The organism is Devosia sp. FKR38, assembly GCF_005222805.1.
Lineage (GTDB): Bacteria > Pseudomonadota > Alphaproteobacteria > Rhizobiales > Devosiaceae > Devosia.
The window spans coordinates 336,961-354,586 of record NZ_STGC01000005.1; the positions used below are offsets into that span (position 1 = coordinate 336,961).

The 17,626-nt window shown below is 65.4% G+C and carries 18 protein-coding genes; 9 read left to right on the plus strand and 9 right to left on the minus strand.

The genetic code is table 11. The annotated features are described in order from the left end of the window. Positions 1 to 47 precede the first annotated feature (47 nt). The 4 genes from E8M79_RS06735 to E8M79_RS06750 all read right to left on the minus strand — a co-directional run bounded on the left by E8M79_RS06735 (position 48) and on the right by E8M79_RS06750 (position 2,846). Positions 48 to 389 (minus strand): hypothetical protein, encoded by a 342-nt coding sequence (locus tag E8M79_RS06735; RefSeq protein WP_137151171.1) that lies wholly within the window; start codon positions 387 to 389, stop codon positions 48 to 50. 197 nt (positions 390 to 586) lie between these two features. After that, positions 587 to 1,720: a site-specific DNA-methyltransferase gene (locus E8M79_RS06740; RefSeq protein ID WP_137151172.1), complete on the minus strand. Its 1,134-nt coding sequence runs from the start codon at positions 1,718 to 1,720 to the stop codon at positions 587 to 589. 82 nt (positions 1,721 to 1,802) lie between these two features. Beyond that, the gene (locus tag E8M79_RS06745; protein ID WP_137151173.1) at positions 1,803 to 2,480 is read right to left on the minus strand and encodes a ribonuclease HII; all 678 of its coding nucleotides are present in this window, start codon (positions 2,478 to 2,480) and stop codon (positions 1,803 to 1,805) included. After that, the gene (locus E8M79_RS06750) at positions 2,481 to 2,846 is read right to left on the minus strand and encodes a DUF4180 domain-containing protein (protein WP_248304927.1); all 366 of its coding nucleotides are present in this window, start codon (positions 2,844 to 2,846) and stop codon (positions 2,481 to 2,483) included. A 77-nt stretch (positions 2,847 to 2,923) separates the two neighbouring features. Between E8M79_RS06750 and E8M79_RS06755 the strand changes: the two genes are divergently transcribed. Both E8M79_RS06755 and E8M79_RS06760 read left to right on the plus strand, forming a co-directional pair. Next, complete coding sequence (locus tag E8M79_RS06755; RefSeq protein ID WP_137151174.1) at positions 2,924 to 3,508, plus strand: hypothetical protein; 585 nt, start codon at positions 2,924 to 2,926, stop codon at positions 3,506 to 3,508. 37 nt (positions 3,509 to 3,545) lie between these two features. Further along, the gene (locus tag E8M79_RS06760; protein ID WP_137151175.1) at positions 3,546 to 4,232 is read left to right on the plus strand and encodes an HAD-IA family hydrolase; all 687 of its coding nucleotides are present in this window, start codon (positions 3,546 to 3,548) and stop codon (positions 4,230 to 4,232) included. Between the two features lie 6 nt (positions 4,233 to 4,238). On the opposite strand, the gene E8M79_RS06765 is transcribed toward E8M79_RS06760, so the two are convergent. Further along, the gene (locus E8M79_RS06765; RefSeq protein ID WP_137151176.1) at positions 4,239 to 5,387 is read right to left on the minus strand and encodes a PA0069 family radical SAM protein; all 1,149 of its coding nucleotides are present in this window, start codon (positions 5,385 to 5,387) and stop codon (positions 4,239 to 4,241) included. Between the two features lie 403 nt (positions 5,388 to 5,790). Here E8M79_RS06765 and E8M79_RS06770 point away from each other — a divergent pair, with 403 nt between their 5' ends. Then, positions 5,791 to 7,275 (plus strand): MDR family MFS transporter, encoded by a 1,485-nt coding sequence (locus tag E8M79_RS06770; RefSeq protein WP_137151177.1) that lies wholly within the window; start codon positions 5,791 to 5,793, stop codon positions 7,273 to 7,275. 72 nt (positions 7,276 to 7,347) lie between these two features. Here the strand turns inward: E8M79_RS06770 and moaB are convergent, their stop codons facing one another. The 3 genes from moaB to E8M79_RS06785 form a co-directional block, all read right to left on the minus strand. Further along, positions 7,348 to 7,884, minus strand: a complete 537-nt coding sequence (gene moaB / locus E8M79_RS06775; RefSeq protein WP_137151178.1) for a molybdenum cofactor biosynthesis protein B — start codon at positions 7,882 to 7,884, stop codon at positions 7,348 to 7,350. A gap of 9 nt (positions 7,885 to 7,893) precedes the next feature. Continuing rightward, positions 7,894 to 9,189 carry an MFS transporter gene (locus E8M79_RS06780; protein WP_137151179.1) on the minus strand — a complete coding sequence of 432 codons (1,296 nt, stop codon included), beginning with the start codon at positions 9,187 to 9,189 and terminating at the stop codon, positions 7,894 to 7,896. A 130-nt stretch (positions 9,190 to 9,319) separates the two neighbouring features. Beyond that, positions 9,320 to 10,141: a uracil-DNA glycosylase gene (locus E8M79_RS06785; protein ID WP_137151180.1), complete on the minus strand. Its 822-nt coding sequence runs from the start codon at positions 10,139 to 10,141 to the stop codon at positions 9,320 to 9,322. Positions 10,142 to 10,206: 65 nt separating this feature from the next. On the opposite strand from E8M79_RS06785, the gene E8M79_RS06790 reads away from it, so the two are divergent. The 3 genes from E8M79_RS06790 to E8M79_RS06800 all read left to right on the plus strand — a co-directional run bounded on the left by E8M79_RS06790 (position 10,207) and on the right by E8M79_RS06800 (position 14,578). Further along, positions 10,207 to 11,853 (plus strand): electron transfer flavoprotein-ubiquinone oxidoreductase, encoded by a 1,647-nt coding sequence (locus E8M79_RS06790; protein WP_137151181.1) that lies wholly within the window; start codon positions 10,207 to 10,209, stop codon positions 11,851 to 11,853. Positions 11,854 to 11,947: 94 nt separating this feature from the next. Then, complete coding sequence (locus E8M79_RS06795) at positions 11,948 to 13,690, plus strand: tetratricopeptide repeat protein (RefSeq protein WP_137151182.1); 1,743 nt, start codon at positions 11,948 to 11,950, stop codon at positions 13,688 to 13,690. Positions 13,691 to 13,696: 6 nt separating this feature from the next. Beyond that, positions 13,697 to 14,578, plus strand: coding sequence for a 4-(cytidine 5'-diphospho)-2-C-methyl-D-erythritol kinase (locus E8M79_RS06800; RefSeq protein ID WP_137151183.1), 882 nt, complete (start codon positions 13,697 to 13,699; stop codon positions 14,576 to 14,578). Here the strand turns inward: E8M79_RS06800 and E8M79_RS06805 are convergent. Continuing rightward, entirely contained in the window at positions 14,575 to 15,510 is a 936-nt protein-coding gene (locus E8M79_RS06805; RefSeq protein ID WP_137153291.1) for a polyprenyl synthetase family protein, read from the minus strand. The genes E8M79_RS06800 and E8M79_RS06805 overlap by 4 nt on opposite strands. 251 nt (positions 15,511 to 15,761) lie before the next feature. Between E8M79_RS06805 and E8M79_RS06810 the strand changes: the two genes are divergently transcribed. Genes E8M79_RS06810 through E8M79_RS06820 form a run of 3 tightly spaced genes read left to right on the plus strand, consistent with a single transcriptional unit; the run spans position 15,762 to position 17,607 of the window. Next, positions 15,762 to 16,463, plus strand: a complete 702-nt coding sequence (locus E8M79_RS06810) for a methyltransferase (RefSeq protein WP_171015760.1) — start codon at positions 15,762 to 15,764, stop codon at positions 16,461 to 16,463. A gap of 50 nt (positions 16,464 to 16,513) precedes the next feature. Continuing rightward, on the plus strand, positions 16,514 to 17,356 hold the full coding sequence (locus E8M79_RS06815) for a S49 family peptidase (RefSeq protein WP_248304928.1): 843 nt from the start codon (positions 16,514 to 16,516) through the stop codon (positions 17,354 to 17,356). 17 nt (positions 17,357 to 17,373) lie between these two features. Continuing rightward, positions 17,374 to 17,607, plus strand: coding sequence for a Na+/H+ antiporter NhaA (locus tag E8M79_RS06820; RefSeq protein WP_137151185.1), 234 nt, complete (start codon positions 17,374 to 17,376; stop codon positions 17,605 to 17,607). Positions 17,608 to 17,626 lie beyond the last annotated feature (19 nt).

Here is a 17,626-nt window from a genome sequence, read left to right on the forward strand (position 1 = left end):
ACTTGGGTGTGCCGGATCTGGAGGCTTTGGCGGTGGCGTAAGGGGGACTAACCATTGCCCTCATGTCTGGCGTCGTCTCCCACCAGGAGATGCCTTGCGTCCTTCGCAATAGGGAAGCCGTAGCCATTGCCCGGCTTGTCAAACACCAGCGTGCCCGCCGTGTGGTAGGGGCTGGCGTAAAGTTCGGCGCCGATATTCTGCAGGGCAATCGTCAGCGCCTGCATGCCGTCTATCCCATATCCAGCGCCCGATCTTTGCCGCTCCGGCCAGCCGATCTCGTAGCGACACATCCAGCCGCGCTCGCCTTGTTCGGGCGCGAACACATGGATCGCGACTCTGTGCCGACCAGTGCCATCGACGATGGCAAGTTCACGTTTGGCAAAGGACATAGCTGACCTCCGTAGCTTGCGGGCGGAGATGGCGGCACCGGTCTAGTTCTTGCGGTGGCCCAGTGCCATGGTGCTGCCAAAGCGCCTGCGTTCATAGGGGGAAACCGCTGGATCGGTGTTGCCTCCCCGCCCGATAGAAAAAGGCCGCCGGGATGAGCCGGCGGCCAGTCAGAAGCCTGAGTGATTGGAGGTCAGGGTCAGGCGGAAAGTCGTTCCAGCTCGGCGCGGACGCCGGCGCGCAGGGTGTCGATGGGGGCGGTCTGTCCGTCCATATCGTGATGCCAGAAGGTCCAGCCATTGCAGGCTTCGGCCCCCTGGACCAGCGCACCCACCTTGTGGATGGAGCCCTGGTGTGTCCCCGAGACGAGCGAGCCGTCGGCGCGGACCATGGCGAAGTAACGTTTCGTTAAGTCAAAAAGTTGCGTGCCCGGCTCGATCAGCCCCTGTTCGATCAGCGAACCGAAGGGAATGCGAGTTTCCTTGCGCTTGGGCGTGACCGACTGCAGCGCCTCGAACACGCCCGGGCGAATGCCGGCGATGCGCTTGAGCGCGGCATTGATATAGCTCTGCTCGCGCTCGATGCCGATGAAATGCCGGCCCAGCTTGCGGGCGACGGCGCCCGTGGTGCCGGTGCCAAAGAAGGGATCGAGCACGATGTCGCCCGGCTTGGTGGTGGCATTGAGGATGCGGAACAGCAGGGCTTCCGGCTTTTGCGTCGGATGCACCTTTTCGTCGTCATCGCCCTTGAGCCGCTCGGCGCCCGTGCAGATGGGGAACAGCCAGTCGCTGCGCATCTGCGTGTCGTCATTGGCCAGCTTCATGGCTTCATAGTTGAAGGTGACGCGGCTCTTCTGGCTCCTGGCGGCCCAGATCAGCGTTTCATGCGCATTGGTAAAGCGCGTGCCGCGGAAGTTCGGCATCGGATTGGCCTTGCGCCAGACGATGTCGTTGAGCATCCAGAAGTCGAGATCCTGCAGCGCCGCGCCGACGCGAAAGATATTGTGGTAGCTGCCGATGACCCAAAGGGCCCCGTCGGGCTTGAGCACCCGCCGCGCCGCCTTGAGCCAGGCGCGGGTAAAGGCGTCGTAATGGGCAAAGCTCTCGAACTTGTCCCACTCGTCATCCACCGCATCCACCTTGCTCTGATCGGGGCGGGTGAGGCCCTGCTCAAGCTGCAGATTGTAGGGAGGGTCAGCAAAAATCAGATCAACCGAGCCGGCCGGCAGGGCGTTCATGTGGTCGATGCAATCGCCCACAAGGATGGTATCGATCGGGAGGCGCGAGGCCCCATCCGCATCGGCCATGGCGGCCGTACGCGCGGTACTCAACATACACTTAACCCTAACGCAGTACTAACAATCCCCTTATAGCCCACCAGGGTTAATGGAGCGTTCGTAAGGGGTTAGCAGGAGGTTAAGCCAGCGTCCTGCGCTGTGCCAGAGCCGCGGCAACCGGGGCGAATTCACTTCGGTGATGCCGGCTGGGGCCCTGGTCGACCAGCGCCCGCAGATGCGCGGCGGTGCCATAGCCCTTGTGGCCGGCAAAGCCGAAGCCGGGCGCGTCAGCCTCCATGATGGCGCACATGCGGTCGCGCGTGACCTTGGCGACGATGGAGGCCGCGGCAATCGAGACGCTGCGCCCGTCGCCGCCAATCAGCGCCAGACCCGGGCAGGGCAGGCCCGGCGGCACGTCGCGGCCATCGATCAACGCGCGATCGGCCGGAGTGGGCAGGGCGCTGACGGCACGGGCCATGGCGGCCAGCGTGGCGCCGCGGATATTGCGCGTCACGATCTCATCGGGCGGCGCGCTGGCGATGGACACCTCGGCGCTGGCCATGATGAGATCGAACAGCGCCTCACGCTGGCTGGCATTGAGCTTTTTGGAATCATTGAGGCCGGGCGGAATGCGCTCGGGATCGAGCCGCACGGCGGCCACCACCACGGGCCCCGCGAGCGGACCGCGCCCGGCCTCGTCGACGCCGACGACCACTTTGGCGCCGCGCGCGATCAGCATGGCCTCATGGGAAAAGTCGGGCCGGCCAGCTTCGCCATCGAACAGCGCCGGGCCGGTTGGGGTAGTGCGTCTCGCCATTCAGCGGCGCCCCGGCACTGCCGCCGCAAGTGCCGCGCGGTCGGGGACAAATAGGTGAAAGCCGATGCGGTTGGTCTCGCCGACAAAATCGGTGAGCGCCCGGCTGCGCGCCATCTCGGCGCTGATGTCACCCATGATGACCAGCCGCAGCTGATAGTTCTGCAGCTTCTGGATGAACAGGCCCGCCAGACGCGTCTCGAGCCGGAAGAAATCGGGCACCAGCCGGGAGACGGGCAGCACCACCATGTCGGCGCCGGTGCCATAGGTCTGCCCCATCAGATCGACGGCGTCGGCCTCGCTTGACAACAGCGGGCCATCGGCCGGCACGAAAGCCAGTGTCAGACCGCCAAGCTTTTCGATTTCCAAGGCAATCGCTCCATTTCACCCGCCTGCCGAGCCTGATATAAGACTTCCGCCGGGGGGCAAAGCCATTGAGAGATAAGATGCGCGTTTCGACATGCTTTGCTGCCTGCCTGCTGTTGGCGAGCCCCGTGGCCGCTGCCCCCTTCCACCATGCCTTTGGCGAATGGCGCGAATATAACCGCGACTGGCTGGCGGCCTGTCCCGATGTGATCAACGAGGATGCCACCGATTTCTACGGCACGTCCTGTTTTGCCAGCACCGGCAGCCAGGAGCTGAACGGCTCGGGCCTGCCGGCATATAAGCTGACGGTGCTGCGCAACCGGCTGACTGGCGACCTCGATATTGCCGTGACCGTGGCCGCCGATGGCGTCGAAACCGACACCAGCCGGCCCATGATCTTTGCGTTCAGCGGCCAGGCGCCCATGGCGCTCGATTTCACCACGGACCTCGAGACCCGCTACAACACCACCAACCAGTATTTCATTGCCGACCCGGCCCGCCGCGACCAGATGATCGCGCTGATGAAGGAACGCAATGCGCTGACGCTGACCGTGCCGCTGACCGGCGGCAGCGCGCCCACCAAGGCGGTGTGGCTCTCCATGCGCGGCGTGCTGGCTTCGCTCGACTTCATGTCGGCCTATGCCCGCAAGGTCACCCAATACTAGCCCGCACACCACATTTCCCCACGATCCGGACCTGACGATGACCCCGACGCAAGGCGCCGCGCTGCTGTTTGATATTGATGGCACGCTGGCCGATACCGACCCGCTGCACCTGGCCGCCTTCAACCAGGCGTTTGCGCCCTATGGCCAGCAGTTCGACAAGCCGCGCTTTGCCCGGGAACTGCAGGGTCTGGCCAATGTCGACATCGCCCGGCGCCTGTTGCCCCAGCTCAGCCCAGAGGCGGGCATGGCAGTGCTTGACGCCAAGGAGGCCATGTTTCGCGAACTCGCCGCCAGCGCTATCGAACCGGTGCCGGGCCTCTTCGCGCTGCTCGATTGGGCCGATGCGCATGGCGTGCCCATGGCGGCAGTGACCAATGCGCCGCGGGCCAATGCCGAACTGGTGCTGGGTGGCCTGGGCATTACCAAGCGCTTCGGCGCCGTGGTGATCGGGGCCGAACTCCCCCATTCCAAGCCGCATCCCTTGCCCTATCTCGAAGGCCTGCGCCTGCTCGGCGCCAACGCCGAAGTCTCGGTGGGCTTTGAGGATTCGCGCACCGGCATCACCGCCGCCGTGGCAGCGGGGCTGAGCACGGTGGGCATGATGACCAGCCTCGACGAAGCGGCACTCCTGGCCGCCGGGGCGAGCCTGGCAACGCACCGCTATGACGACCCCGGTGTGATGGCGCTGATCACCGCCCGGCTCACCAGCCGCCGCATCGCCTGACAGGCCCTAGAACAAGCTCATCTGCGCGGTTTCGAGCCGCGGCGCCACGAAGAGGTCATTGCGCAGGCCCGGCAGCTTGACGTCGAGGCCATAGCGCTCGCGCGCCTTGTCGAAGCGCTGCCGCAACAGCGTGGCATAGGGGCCTTCGCCGGTCATGCGGGTGCCGAAGCGGCTGTCATAATCCTTGCCGCCGCGCGTATCGCGCACCAGCGCCAGCACATGGCGCACCCGGTCCGGGAAATGGCGCAGCAGCCATTCGCGGAACACGTCGCGCACCTCGCCGGGCAGGCGCAGCAGGATCATCGAGGCGCTGCTGGCGCCCTGCGCCTTGGCAGCATCGAGAATGCGCTCGAGCTCCATGTCGTTGATGGCCGGGATCATCGGCGAGGCAAACACCGCCACCGGAACGCCGGCTTCGCTGAGCAGGCGAATGGCTTCCAGACGCCGCGCCGGCGAGGAGGCGCGCGGCTCCATGCGGCGGCTGAGCTTGTGATCCATCGAGGTCATGGAAATGGCGACCTTGACCAGACCCAATTTGGCCAGCTCGGTCAGGATATCGAGATCCCGGATGATCAGCGCCGATTTGGTGGTGATCATCACCGGATGACGCGTCTCCAGCATGACTTCCAGAATGCCGCGCGTCAGCTTGTGCTTGCGCTCGGCCGGCTGGTAGGGGTCGGTATTGGTGCCCATGGCGATGGGCTTGACCTTGTAATTGCGCGCGCCCAGCTCGGCCCGCAGCGTCTCGACCGCGTTGACCTTGACATAGATGTCGCGCTCGAACTCGATGCCGGCCGAATGGCCCAAAAAGGCATGGCTCGGCCGGGCATAGCAGTAGGAACAGCCATGCTCGCAGCCACGATAGGCATTGATCGAGCGCTCAAAGCCGATGTCGGGACTGTCATTGGTGGTGATGATCGACTTGGCGCGCTCGACATGTTCCACCGTCTCAAAGATCGACAGCGGCTCCACATTGTCCCAGCCATCGTCAAAGCTCTCGCGCGTCTGCTTCTCGAAGCGGCCAGTGGTGTTGGACTGGGCGCCACGGCCACGGATGCGGTCGGGATTGAGCAATTCGCGCCGCGCCAGATCGGCGTCGCGGCTGCGGCTGAGCTGTTCCAGGGCTTCAAAGGACGGCGCTTGATATAGGGCCATGACTGCGTCTCCTGCCTGTCCCCGGCCATCGAATCGTGCGGCCGGTGTCGTTGTTCTCTTCTAGCAGCATGAGGAGAACAGAACAAGAACACGACTTGGAGAGCTTTGGCCGGGTTTGGCGGCGAACGGCAGGCATCCGCATGCTGCAAGGCGGCGTTGCAGCCTGGCCACTGGACGGACACGGCAAAAGTCCATATCGATTTCGCTCCCCGCTCACGGTCGGCAGAGACCATTGTCCGTAGCGGGTTTTTCCCGCCCCCATGGGGCCAAGACCATAGAACTATCCATTTGAGTGATCGGCTGCTGACAGCTCCTGACGGAACTGTTTGGGACAAGCCGTCGAAATCGCCGCCAGCGGAACGTCGAGGCGGCAAGACGATTTTCCAGAACGAAAGACCACACCATGACCACTGATGCACCGGCGCTGGACGCCATGCCGGACCAGACTGCACCGGTCCTCGACAATGCCGCGCGCAATCGCCTGGTGATTGCCCTGCTACTCGGGTCGACCTTTGTGGTCTTCCTCAACGAGACCATGATGAGCGTGGCCATTCCGCATCTGATGGATGATCTGGGCGTCTTGCCCAATGTCGCGCAATGGCTGACCACGGCGTTCCTGCTGACCATGGCCATCGTCATCCCGATCACCGGCTTTTTGCTGCAGCGCCTCAACACGCGGCCGATCTTCATGCTGGCCATGTCGGTGTTCACCATCGGCACGCTGATCTGCGCCGCGTCGCCCGGCATCGAGCTGCTGATCTTCGGCCGCGTCATCCAGGCGGTCGGCACCGCCATCATGATGCCGCTGCTGATGACCACGGTCATGACCCTGGTGCCGCCGGAATCGCGCGGCAAGACCATGGGCAATATCTCCATCGTCATCTCGGTGGCGCCGGCCATCGGCCCCACCATCGGCGGCTTCATCCTCAATGTGCTGGAATGGCGCTGGATGTTCATCATCATGCTGCCCATCTCGATCCTGGCGCTGGTGCTGGGGAGCCTGCGCATCCAGAACGTGACGACGCCGCGCTATGCCCCGCTTGACCTGCTGTCGGTGCTGCTCTCGGTGATCGGCTTTGGCGGCCTGGTCTATGGCCTGTCGAGCCTGGGCGAAGGCAGTGCCGAGGGCGCCGCCTTCCCGATCTGGCTGCCGCTGGTGGTGGGCCTGGTCGCCATGGCCGTCTTCATCTGGCGCCAGATCGGCCTGTCGCAGCAGGGCAAGGCGCTGCTCGACCTGCGCACCTTCCTGTCGCGCAACTACACCGTTTCGGTGCTGACCATGGCCTGCGCCATGATGGCGCTGTTCGGCACGGTGATCCTGCTGCCGATCTATACGCAGAATGTGCTGGGCATCGATACGCTGCAGACCGGCCTGCTGCTGCTGCCGGGCGGGCTGCTGATGGGCCTGTTGGCCCCCACGGTCGGCCGCCTGTTCGACAAATATGGTCCGACCCCGCTGCTGGTGCCGGGTACGATCCTGGTCTCCATCGTGCTCTGGGCGCTGACCCGCGTGGATCAGCACACCTCGATCTGGGCGATCCTGGCCGGTCATATCGTCATCAGCATCGGCCTGGCGCTGACCTTTACGCCGCTGTTCACCGCCGCCATGGGGTCGCTGCGCATGGATCTCTATTCGCATGGCAGCGCGATCCTCGGTTCAGTGCAGCAGGTGGCGGGTGCGGCGGGCATTGCCCTGTTCGTCGCGCTGATGACGCTGCGCGCGGCAAGCCTCACCGCTGCGGGTACCGAGCCCGTGTCGGCCCTTGCCGGTGGCATCCAGCTGGCGTTCCTGGTGGGTGCCGTGATCTCGCTGCTCGCCATCGGCGCTGCCATCATGGTGCGCAAGCCCGAAGCCCAGCCGGGCGGCATGGGCGGCCACGGCCACTAGCCGCAGCCAAGCCTTAAAACGACAACGGCGTCCCAAGGGACGCCGTTTTTGTTTGTATCTGGGGCAAGGCGCTCAGCGCTCGGACAGCCTTGGCATCAGCTCGACGAAATTGCAGGGCTTGTGCCGGTAGTCGAGCTGGTGGGTCAGAATGCCCTCCCAGGCGTCGCGGCAGGCGCCGCGCGAGCCGGGCAGACAGAAGACGAAGGTCGTTCCGATGAGGCCAGCCGTGGCGCGCGACTGCAGCGAGCTGGTGCCCACGGTGGTGGCCGAATACTGGTGGAACAGCACCGAAAAGCCTTCCATGCGCTTGTCGAACAGCGGCTCGACCGCCTCGGGCGTCACGTCGCGGCCGGAAAAGCCGGTGCCGCCGGTGGTCAGCACCACATCGACCGTAGGGTCGGCGACAAAGCCCTGCACCGCCTGGCGGATGAGCTGGATATCGTCGCGCACCACCACGCGCTCGGCACAGCGATGGCCATCGGCCTCGAGCAGCGATTTGAGCAGGGCGCCGCCGGTGTCGGTTTCGAGGGTGCGGGTGTCAGACACGGCGATCACCGCAATCGACAACGGCTGGAAGGCGCGGTCCTCGAACCGGGCGGTCTTGAACATGGGGGTCTCCTAGGCTTTGGCCGATGCCAGCTCTTCGGGCACGGGGTCCTCATCGACCCGCATCTCCGCACTATCAAAATCGGCGCGCGGATCAAGCTCGATGGTTTCCGGCGTCACCTGACGATCATTGCCCATGGGTTGGAACGGCGTGCGGTCGGCCGCATCGATCCCCTTGCGCACCCGCATGCGGAGGAAGGCGGTGATAGCCAGTGCGCCATGGAAGGCCGCCGTGACGATGAACAGGCCCACCGGCGACCAGGCGCTCATGATCGCCGAGGCGACGGCCGGGCCGATGGCCAGGCCCACGCCCAGGATCACCAGCATGCCGCCGGCAACGCGGGCGAATTCACCCTCCTTGGCATAGTCATTGGCATGGGCCACGGCCACCGCATAGATCGGATTGGCGGCAAAGCCATAGGCGGCGAACAGCACATACATCACCCAGCCGGCTTCGGGGTTGATCAGCACGGTGAGCATGCCCACGAGCGCGGCAAAGCCGGAAAGGCCAATCAGCACCAGGCGCCGGTCGATGCGGTCGGACAGGCGCCCAAAGGGGATCTGCGCCACCGCGCCCAGAATGGCCGCCAGCGAGAAGAGGAAGGCAATGCCGCCGGCGTCGAGCCCGCGCTCATAGCCATAGACCGGCGCCAGCGTGCCGAAGGAGCCGTTGGCCATGCCGACCGAAAAGGCGGCAATCGCGGCCACCGGCGAGGTGCGGTAGAGCAGGCCAATATCGATCTTGGCCGAGGACAGCGGGCGCGGCTGCGGGCTGGAGGTCAGCGCCGTCGGCAGAATGGCGCAGATAAAGCTGATCGCGCCCAGAACGAATGGCACATAGCCCGCCGTGCCGGTGACCGACATGGCGATCTGGCCCAGGGTCGAGGCGGCCATGTTGATGGTGACGTAGATCGAAAAGATCGTACCGCGGCTCTTGTTCTCGGCGACTTCGTTGAGCCAGCTTTCCACGATCATCGCCGCGCCGGCAAAGCAGAAGCCCGACAGGGCGCGCAGGAAAATCCAGCTGATATCGTTGATCCAGAGCAGATTGAGCAGGATGGTGATCGTCCCGATGGCCGCCATCACCGAGAAGGCCCGGATATGGCCCACCTTGCGCACCACCAGGGGCACAGTGAGCGATCCGGCAACGAAACCCACCGACCAGCCTGTGCCGATCAGGCCCAGCGAGAGCAGGGAAAAATGCTCCTCCGCACCACGGACCGAGAGCAGCAGGCCCTGCAATCCGCCGCCGAACATCAGCAGGGCTGAGCCGAGGAAAAGGGCGTAGATCTTGATAACGGAAGCCATGGCACTTTCGGCGCTGGGAGGGACGGGAACGTTGCAAATCACGCAACGGTGACATTAACGCGGCAAACCAGGCTTGGCGCGGCTCTTTTGCCCGTCATGCGGATTTTTCTTTGGCGAACGTCGATCCGGCTCAGTCGACCAGGCCCAGTTCCACCAGCTTGAGCTTGAGGCTGAGCATATCCTGCCAGGCCTGTTCCTTGGCGGCTGGATTGCGCAGCAGATAGGCCGGATGCAGCGTCGCCACGGCCTCGGCCTGGTGCCGGCCCACGGTCAGGTTCGCCCACTTGCCGCGCATCTTGATGATGCCGCTTGTGGTGTCGAAAATGGTCTGCATGGCCGGCCCGCCCAGCGTCATGATAACCTTGGGCGCCACCAGTTCCACCTGACGATGCAGGAACGGCAGGCAGAGCGCCATTTCCTCGGGCGTCGGCGTGCGATTGCCCGGCGGCCGCCACGGCACGGTATTGGCGATATAGACCTTGCTGCGGTCCAGCCCGATGGCCGCCAGCATGCGATCGAGCAACTGGCCCGACTTGCCCACGAAGGGCTTGCCGATGCGATCCTCTTCGGCGCCGGGCGCTTCGCCGATCAGCATGATGCTGGCATCCGGATTGCCATCGGCAAACACCAGCTGCGTCGCGCGCAGCTTGAGCCCGCAGCCGTCATATTGGCCAAGGATGGCTTCGAGTTCGGTCAGGCTCTGGGCCGAGGCGGCCAGACTGCGCGCCTCGGCGGGGTCGGCGCCGATGGCGGGGGCAGCGAGTGGCGCGGCTTCGGACTGCGAGGCTGGAGGCTGCAATGCCGCGGCTTGCAGCAGGACGCTGCGCACCGGGGGGCGCTGCGCAAAGCGGTCGACCGGCTCTTCGCCCACCGCAACATCAACGCCCGCAGCCCGATACCAATCGAGCACGGCGAGCATTTCGTCGTGATTTAGCGGTCGATCTTCGGCCATGTTCTCTGTTATGTCACAGCCCGTTTGGCGCGGCCAGCCGCGTCCCGGGGATAGAGGCAATCTATATGGCAGAGGCCGGTTCGCGCGAAACCCTTTCGACCGATGTGTTGATCGTCGGTGCCGGTCCTGCCGGGCTTTCGGCCGCCATCCGCATCAAGCAGCGCCATCCGGAGCTCGCCGTCACCGTGGTGGAGAAATCCGCCGAACTGGGTGGCCATATCCTCTCGGGCGCCGTGATGGACCCGCGCGGGCTCGACGCCCTCCTTCCCGACTGGCGCCTCAAGGGCGCGCCAGTGGGCCCCGATGTCACCAGTGACACCTATCATTATCTGACCCAAAGCGGCGATTTCGGCCTGCCGCACTGGATGATGCCGCCCCAGGTGCGCACCAAGGGCGCCGTCATCGTCAGCCTCGGCCATCTGGTGCGCTGGCTGGGCGACGAGGCCACGGCGCTGGGCGTCGACATTTTCCCGATGACGTCAGCGGTCGATGTGCTGGGCGGGCAGGGCGCTCCCGTGCGCGGCATCATCACCGGCGACCTCGGCCGCGATCACAACGGCAATCCCAAGGACAGCTTTGCCGAAGGCATTGCGCTCGAAGCCAAATATACGCTGATCGCCGAAGGCGCGCGGGGCTCGCTGGCCAAAAAGATCATCGCCGATTTCGACCTCGCCGGCGAACCGCAGAAATATGGCCTGGGCATCAAGGAAGTCTGGGAAATCCCTGCCGAGCGGCACAGTCCCGGCAAGGTGGACCACTATCTCGGCTTTCCTCTCGACAACGCCACCTCCGGCGGCGGCTTTGTCTATCATGCCGAGGACCGCAAGCTCTATGTGGGCCTGGTCACCTATCTCGACTATGCCGACCCCACGCTGTCGCCCTTTGGCGAGTTCCAGCGCTTCAAGGCCCATCCGTCCGTGGCGCCGCTGCTCAAGGGCGCGACGCGCCTGAGCTATGGTGCCCGTGCTGTGACGGCCGGCGGCTGGCAGTCTATCCCCACACTGGCTTTCGCCGGTGGCGGGCTGATCGGCTGTGCGGCCGGCTTCATGAATGCCCCGCGCCTCAAGGCCATCCACAATGCCATTCTATCCGGCATTGGCGCGGCCGATGCGGTGGCCGATGCCATCGCCGCCGGGCGCAAGCACGATGTGATCGCCGACTTCGGCAAGCGGGTGATGCAGACCGGCATCGCCGACGAATTGCAGGCTGTGCGCAATGTGAAGCCGCTTTGGTCGCGCTTTGGCACGGTTCTGGGCGCCATCGCCGGTGGGGTCGAAATGTGGGCCACCGCGATCCTGGGCCGCTCGCTGCTGGGCACGCTGCACCACAAGGGGCCGGACCATGCCGCGCTCAAGCCGCGCAATGCCGTAGCGGGTCGTACCTATGACCGGCCCGACGGGCAGCTCAGTTTCGACCGCGCCGCCTCGGTGTACCTCTCCAATCTGTCCCATGATGAAGACCAGCCGGTGCATCTGGTGCTGGCCGATCCGGCCGTGCCGGTGCGCGATAACCTGCCGGTCTATGGCGAGCCGGCGCCGCTCTATTGCCCGGCCGGCGTCTATGAGGTCGCCGAGGCCGGCGGCCAGCCGGTGTTCCGCATCCACGCGGCCAATTGCGTGCACTGCAAGACCTGCGACATCAAGGATCCGGCCCAGAACATCACCTGGGTGCCGCCCGAAGGCGGCAGCGGCCCCAACTACACCGGCATGTAGATCACGCTATGTGGCGCGGCCTTGCGGCGCAGTCGCAAAACCGCCAATCTGCCCCCGCAGAAGGGCCCTCTGGGCCAACGGAGAATCCAGCCTCGTGACATCGTTTCTGAACCGCATTGCACGCCCCGCGTTGATAGCCGCGTTGTTGGCCTCGGTGGCCGCGACCGCCGTCTATTCGGCGCAGACCATCCGGACGGCGCAGTCCGAAGGCGGCCTGGAGACGGGCATGCTGCCGCTGTTCAACGCCAGCGTCACCGGCGCCTATATGGCGGGCCGCCAGGCCCTTCAGGATCTGCGCACCGACGAGGCCGCGCGCTATTTCTACGAGGCCGCGCAGGCCGACTGGAACAATCAGATTCTGGTCGAGCGCGCCTTCATCGCCTTTGCCGCCGATGGCCAGTTCGGCCAGGCCGCCTCGACCGCCAAGCATCTGCTGGACCTCGATGCCCATAACGAGCTGGCCGAGCTGATCGTGGCCACCGAGGCCTTCAAGGAGCGCCGCTACGACGCCGCAGACAGCATGCTCGAAGCCATCGGGCAGGAGAGCTTCACCGGCGTCACGGCCAGCATTCTACGCGCCTGGGCCCTGGTGGGCGCCGACCGCAAGCCGGAAGCCGACGCCATGCTCGACAAGCTGGGCGCCACCGGGCTCGACGATTTCCTGGTGTTCCACCGCGCGCTGATGGCGGAAGCTGCTGGCGACACCGACAAGGCCATCGAGCTGGCCGGCCAGGCCTATGATGCCGAGCCCTATGTGGCGCGCATTGTCGAGGTCTATGCCCGCATGCTGGCCAATGCCGGCCAGTTTGACGAGGCCAAGGCGGCCATCGCTCAGTTCGAGGACCAGGGGCTGAGCCACCCCATCGTCAGCATGGTGCGCGACAAGATCAATGCCGGCGTGCGGCCGGGCATTTTCGCCGCCAATGTGCAGATCGGCGCCGCCGAAATGTTCCATGGCATTGGCGTGGCGCTGTCGCGCGATGGCAATCCGGACCTGTCGCTGGTGTTCCTGCGCATGGGGCTCTATCTCGACCCCTCCGCCGATGTGATCGCTGTCGCCCTGGGCGAGCAGCTCGATGCCGCCGGTCAGCACGAGGCCGCCAATATTATCTATGACGGCGTGCCGGCCACCTCGCCGATGAAGTCCAATGCCGTGGTGCATATCGCGCAGAACCTGGACGCCATGGGCGACCATGAGGAGGCCCTGCGGCGCCTCAACAATATCGTCGCCACCGACCCCACGGACCTCGACGCCATTTCGGTGCTGGGTGACATGCAGCGCTATGGCGAGCATTATGAGGACGCCGCAGCTACCTACACCAAGGCGCTCGAGCTGACCGGCGGCGAGAAGCTGTCTGACTGGCGCTTCTATTATGTGCGCGGCATTTCCTATGAACGCGCCAAGCAATGGCCCAAGGCCGAGGCCGATTTCCTCAAGGCGCTGGAACTCAACCCCGACCAGCCGGCGGTGCTGAACTACCTCGGCTATAGCTGGATCGACCAGGACATGAACCTGGACCGCGCGCTCAAGATGATCGAGACCGCTGTCGAGGCACAGCCGCAGGACGGCTATATCGTCGATTCGCTCGGCTGGGCCTTCTACAAGCTTGGTCGCATTGACGAGGCCGTGACCACGCTGGAACGCGCCGTGCTGCTGCGCCCCAATGATCCCGAGCTCAATGACCATCTGGGCGATGCCTATTGGAAGGTCGGGCGGCGCCTTGAAGCCAAGTTCCAGTGGCGCATTGCTGGCGCCATGGACGAGGTCGGCAACGTCAAGGAGCGCGTCGCCGTCAAGCTGGCGGATGGGCTCACAGCCGAAAACGCCATCGACTAGCCGCGGATGGACCAGTCGATTCTGCAGATTGCGCCCGCCAAGATCAATCTGGCGCTGCATGTCACGCGGCGCCGGGAGGACGGCTATCATGACCTGGAAAGCCTGGTGGTGTTCGCCGATGTCGCCGACGAGCTCGAGGCGGCGCCGGCTGATGCCGATTCGCTGACCATCGCCGGCCCCTTTGCCAAGGGCCTGGGCGCCGGCGACACCAATCTGGTGAGCCGCGCCGTGGCCGGCTTCCGCGCGCGCTGGCCGGGGGCTGTCAGCACGGGTCTCGCCATGCGCCTTACCAAGAACCTGCCGGTGGCAGCCGGCATTGGCGGCGGGTCGGCTGACGCCGCCGCGGCCCTGCGGCTGATGGCGGGCCTCTCCACAGAGGCGATCTCCTTTGCGGCGCTGGCTGACCTCGCGGCGCAATTGGGCGCCGATGTGCCGGCGTGCCTGGTCTCGACGCCCCTTTTGGCGCGGGGCGTTGGCGAATTGCTCGAGCCGCTGCCGGAGTTTCCCACGCTGCATATCGTGCTGGTAAACCCCATGGTGCCGCTGGCCACGGCCGATGTATTCCGCCGCCTTCGGGCGCATGACAATTATCCGCTGCCCGAATTGCCCGCGCCGCTGACCCGCCCGGCGCAGCTGGGCATCTGGCTGGCCGAGACACGCAATGATCTGCAGCCGCCGGCGGTCAAGCTGGTGCCGGTGATCGGGGAGATTGTCGATCATCTCGCCCAGGCACAGGGCTGCATGCTGGCGCGCATGTCGGGCTCGGGCGCGACGGTGTTCGGGCTGTTCGGGTCAAGCGGGCAGGCCCATCAGGCCGCGCAGATGATGCGGGCGGCCAATCCCGACCATTGGGTCGCAGCCGCGCCGCTGATTACACCCGGCTCTTAGTAGGCGCGCAACACGCTGAATTCGACCACATCGGCCAGCAGGGTCCGCATTTCGGACGCCGGCAAGGTGTCGAGGGCCTGCTGCGCGGACGCGGCATGGGCACGAGCCTGTTCCAGCGTACGGCCCAGCGTATTGTAGCGTTCCATGATGGCCACAACGGCGGCGACCTGATCGGCGCTGGCGCTGGCATCGCCCAGGGCGCCGGCAATGATGGCGCGCTCGGCCTCGGTGGCGTCGCCCAAGGCCAGGATCACCGGCAGGGTCATCTTGCCCTCGCGCAGATCATCGCCCGTATTCTTGCCCAGCGTGCCGGCCTGGCCGCCATAATCGAGCGCATCGTCCACCAGCTGGAAGGCATTGCCCAGTTCCAGCCCATAGCGGGCCAGGGCCGCGCGGCCCGCTGCGTCAGCGCCACCAGCCATGGCGCCCACTTCGCAGGCAGCCTCGAACAGCACGGCGGTCTTGGCGCGGATCACTTCGGCATAATCGGCGGCTGTGGTGGTGAGATCGCCCGTCTTGGCGAGCTGGAACACTTCGCCCTCGGCCATCACGGCCGACGCGGCAGACAGCACGCCCAGCGAGTCGATGTCGCGGGTTTCCACCATCATCATGAAGGCCTGGCCGAGCAGGAAATCGCCCACCAGGATCGAGGCCTTGTTGCCCCACACCATGCGGGCCGCCGGCTTGCCGCGGCGCATGTCGCTCTCGTCCACCACATCATCGTGCAGCAGGGTGGCGTTGTGCATGAATTCAACGGCTGCGGCGAAATTGATCGCGCTGCCTTTGCCCTTGCCGAAGAGCTGGGCTGCGGCGACGGTCAACATGGGGCGCAAGCGCTTGCCGCCGCTCTCGATGAGATAGCGGGCCAGCTCGGGCACCATCTCGACATGCGAGTCGGCGCGGCTGAGAATGAGCGCGTTCACCTGCGCCATATCGGCAGCTGTTGCGGCCAGCAGCCGGTCTATGGGCGTGGCGACCGGCGCCTCTTTGATTTGCGTCAGCACTGACACCTGTTTACGTCCCTGCGCGCCGCTACCGGCAAATTTGGTTGAGTCTGCCTCAATTGCGCTTGTAATCTCGCGCAAAACCGACCTTTACGGGTGCGATGTCCCTAGACCAGCCGCCTGCCTTTGTAAAACACCAATCGGTAACACGCGATGCCTTTTTGGGGGGCAGGCTGACTGTGTCGCAGCCGCGCAACGGATTCCGGGCTGGCCTCGACAGTGTGCTGCTCGGTGCCGCGGTGTCGGCGGGCTGCAAAACGCTGCTCGACATGGGCTGCGGCGTCGGCACGGCAGGGCTGGTGGCGCTGGTGCATGCGCCCGAGATGAGCGGCACGCTGGTCGATCAAAACACCGAGATGCTGGCGCTGGCCGATCAAAACCTGCGGGACAATGGCCTCTCCGAACGCGGACAGATCCGGACGGTCGATGTGACAGCCAAGGGCAGCCTGCGCCATGCGGCGGGGCTGGCCGATAATGGGCATGACGCTGTGATCGCCAATCCGCCGTTTTTCAGTGACGGCACGCTGGCCGATGACGCTGGCCGCGCTGGCTCGCGCCATATGGACGCCTCTGCGCTCGATAGCTGGATCAAGACGGCAGCCGGCTGCGCGGCGCCGGGTGGCGAGGTGGTCTTCATCTATCCTGCCACCAGTCTCGCGCCGCTGCTGGCCGGCTTCGAGCAGCGCTTTGGCGCACTGACCATCCTGCCACTGAGCCCGCGCCTTGGCGCCGCGGCGTCGCGCGTGTTGATCCGCGGCATCAAGGGCTCGCGGGCGCCGCTGACCCTTTTGGCCAATCGGGCGCTGCATGGCGACGATGGGCGCGCCTTTGCGCCCGAATTTGACGCAATCTTTCTTGGGTCGGCCCGGCTTGACTGGTAATCGGGGGCAGGGCGTCCTAAATCTCACCCGCGCGCAGATGAGGACAAAGCATGAATGATCCGGCAGTGCCGAAGCGGACCTGGCTGCAGCGTATGTTGCGGCGCGGCAGGGTCACCATCCCGGTGGTGCGCCTGCAGGGTGTGATCGCCGCCGAACAGCGCCAGGGTCGTCTCAACATTGCTGCGGTTGAACCGCTGCTCAAGCGCGCCTTTGGCATGCGCAATGCGCCCGCTGTCGCCATTGTCATCAATTCGCCCGGCGGCTCGCCGGTGCAGAGCCGGCTGATCTCCAAGCGCATCCGCGAGCTCGCCAACCAGAACGGCAAGCCCGTGCTGGTGTTTGTCGAGGATGCCGCGGCCTCGGGCGGCTATTTCATCGCGGTCGCCGGCGACGAGATCTTTGTCGATCCGTCATCCATCGTCGGCTCGATAGGCGTCATCATGGCCGGCTTCGGCTTTGTCGGAGCCATCGACAAGCTCGGCATCGAGCGGCGCGTCCATACCGCGGGCAACAGCAAATCCACGCTCGACGCCTTCCTGCCGGAAAAGGCTGAGGATGTGGAACGCATCACCCGCTTTGAGAACGACATCCACCAGGTATTCATCGACCATGTGAAGGCCGGCCGGGCCGGGCGCCTCAAAGGCAGTGACGAGGAACTGTTCAACGGCCAGTGGTGGACGGGCCTGCGCGGGGTCGAACTGGGCCTGGTCGACGCCATCGGCGACCTGCATGAAACCCTGACCACCCGCTATGGCCCCGAAGTAAACCTTCGACTGATCGAGCCCAAGCGCGGCTGGCTGCAACTGCCCCGCATCGGCATCATGGCCGGCCTCAGCGCCGACATCGCCGCCACCATCGAAGACCGTGCCATCTGGGCGCGGCTCGGCCTCTAGACCGTGGACAACCGCCCATGACTGCACTGCTGCTCCGCGTCATCATCTTCGCCGTGCTGGGCCTGATGGTCTATATGGGCGTGCGCCGCATCTGGCGCGACTGGACCGGCAAGTTCGACAGCGACGCCGAGGAAGCCCGCCGCCTGCGCCGCGAACGCGACCTGCGCGAGCGCGAGCAGCCCGGCGTGATCGACCTCAAGCGCGACAAGGATGGCACCTATCGCCCCGGCGATGACGACAAACGCCGTTGACCCTGCCGGGCGCGCAAAC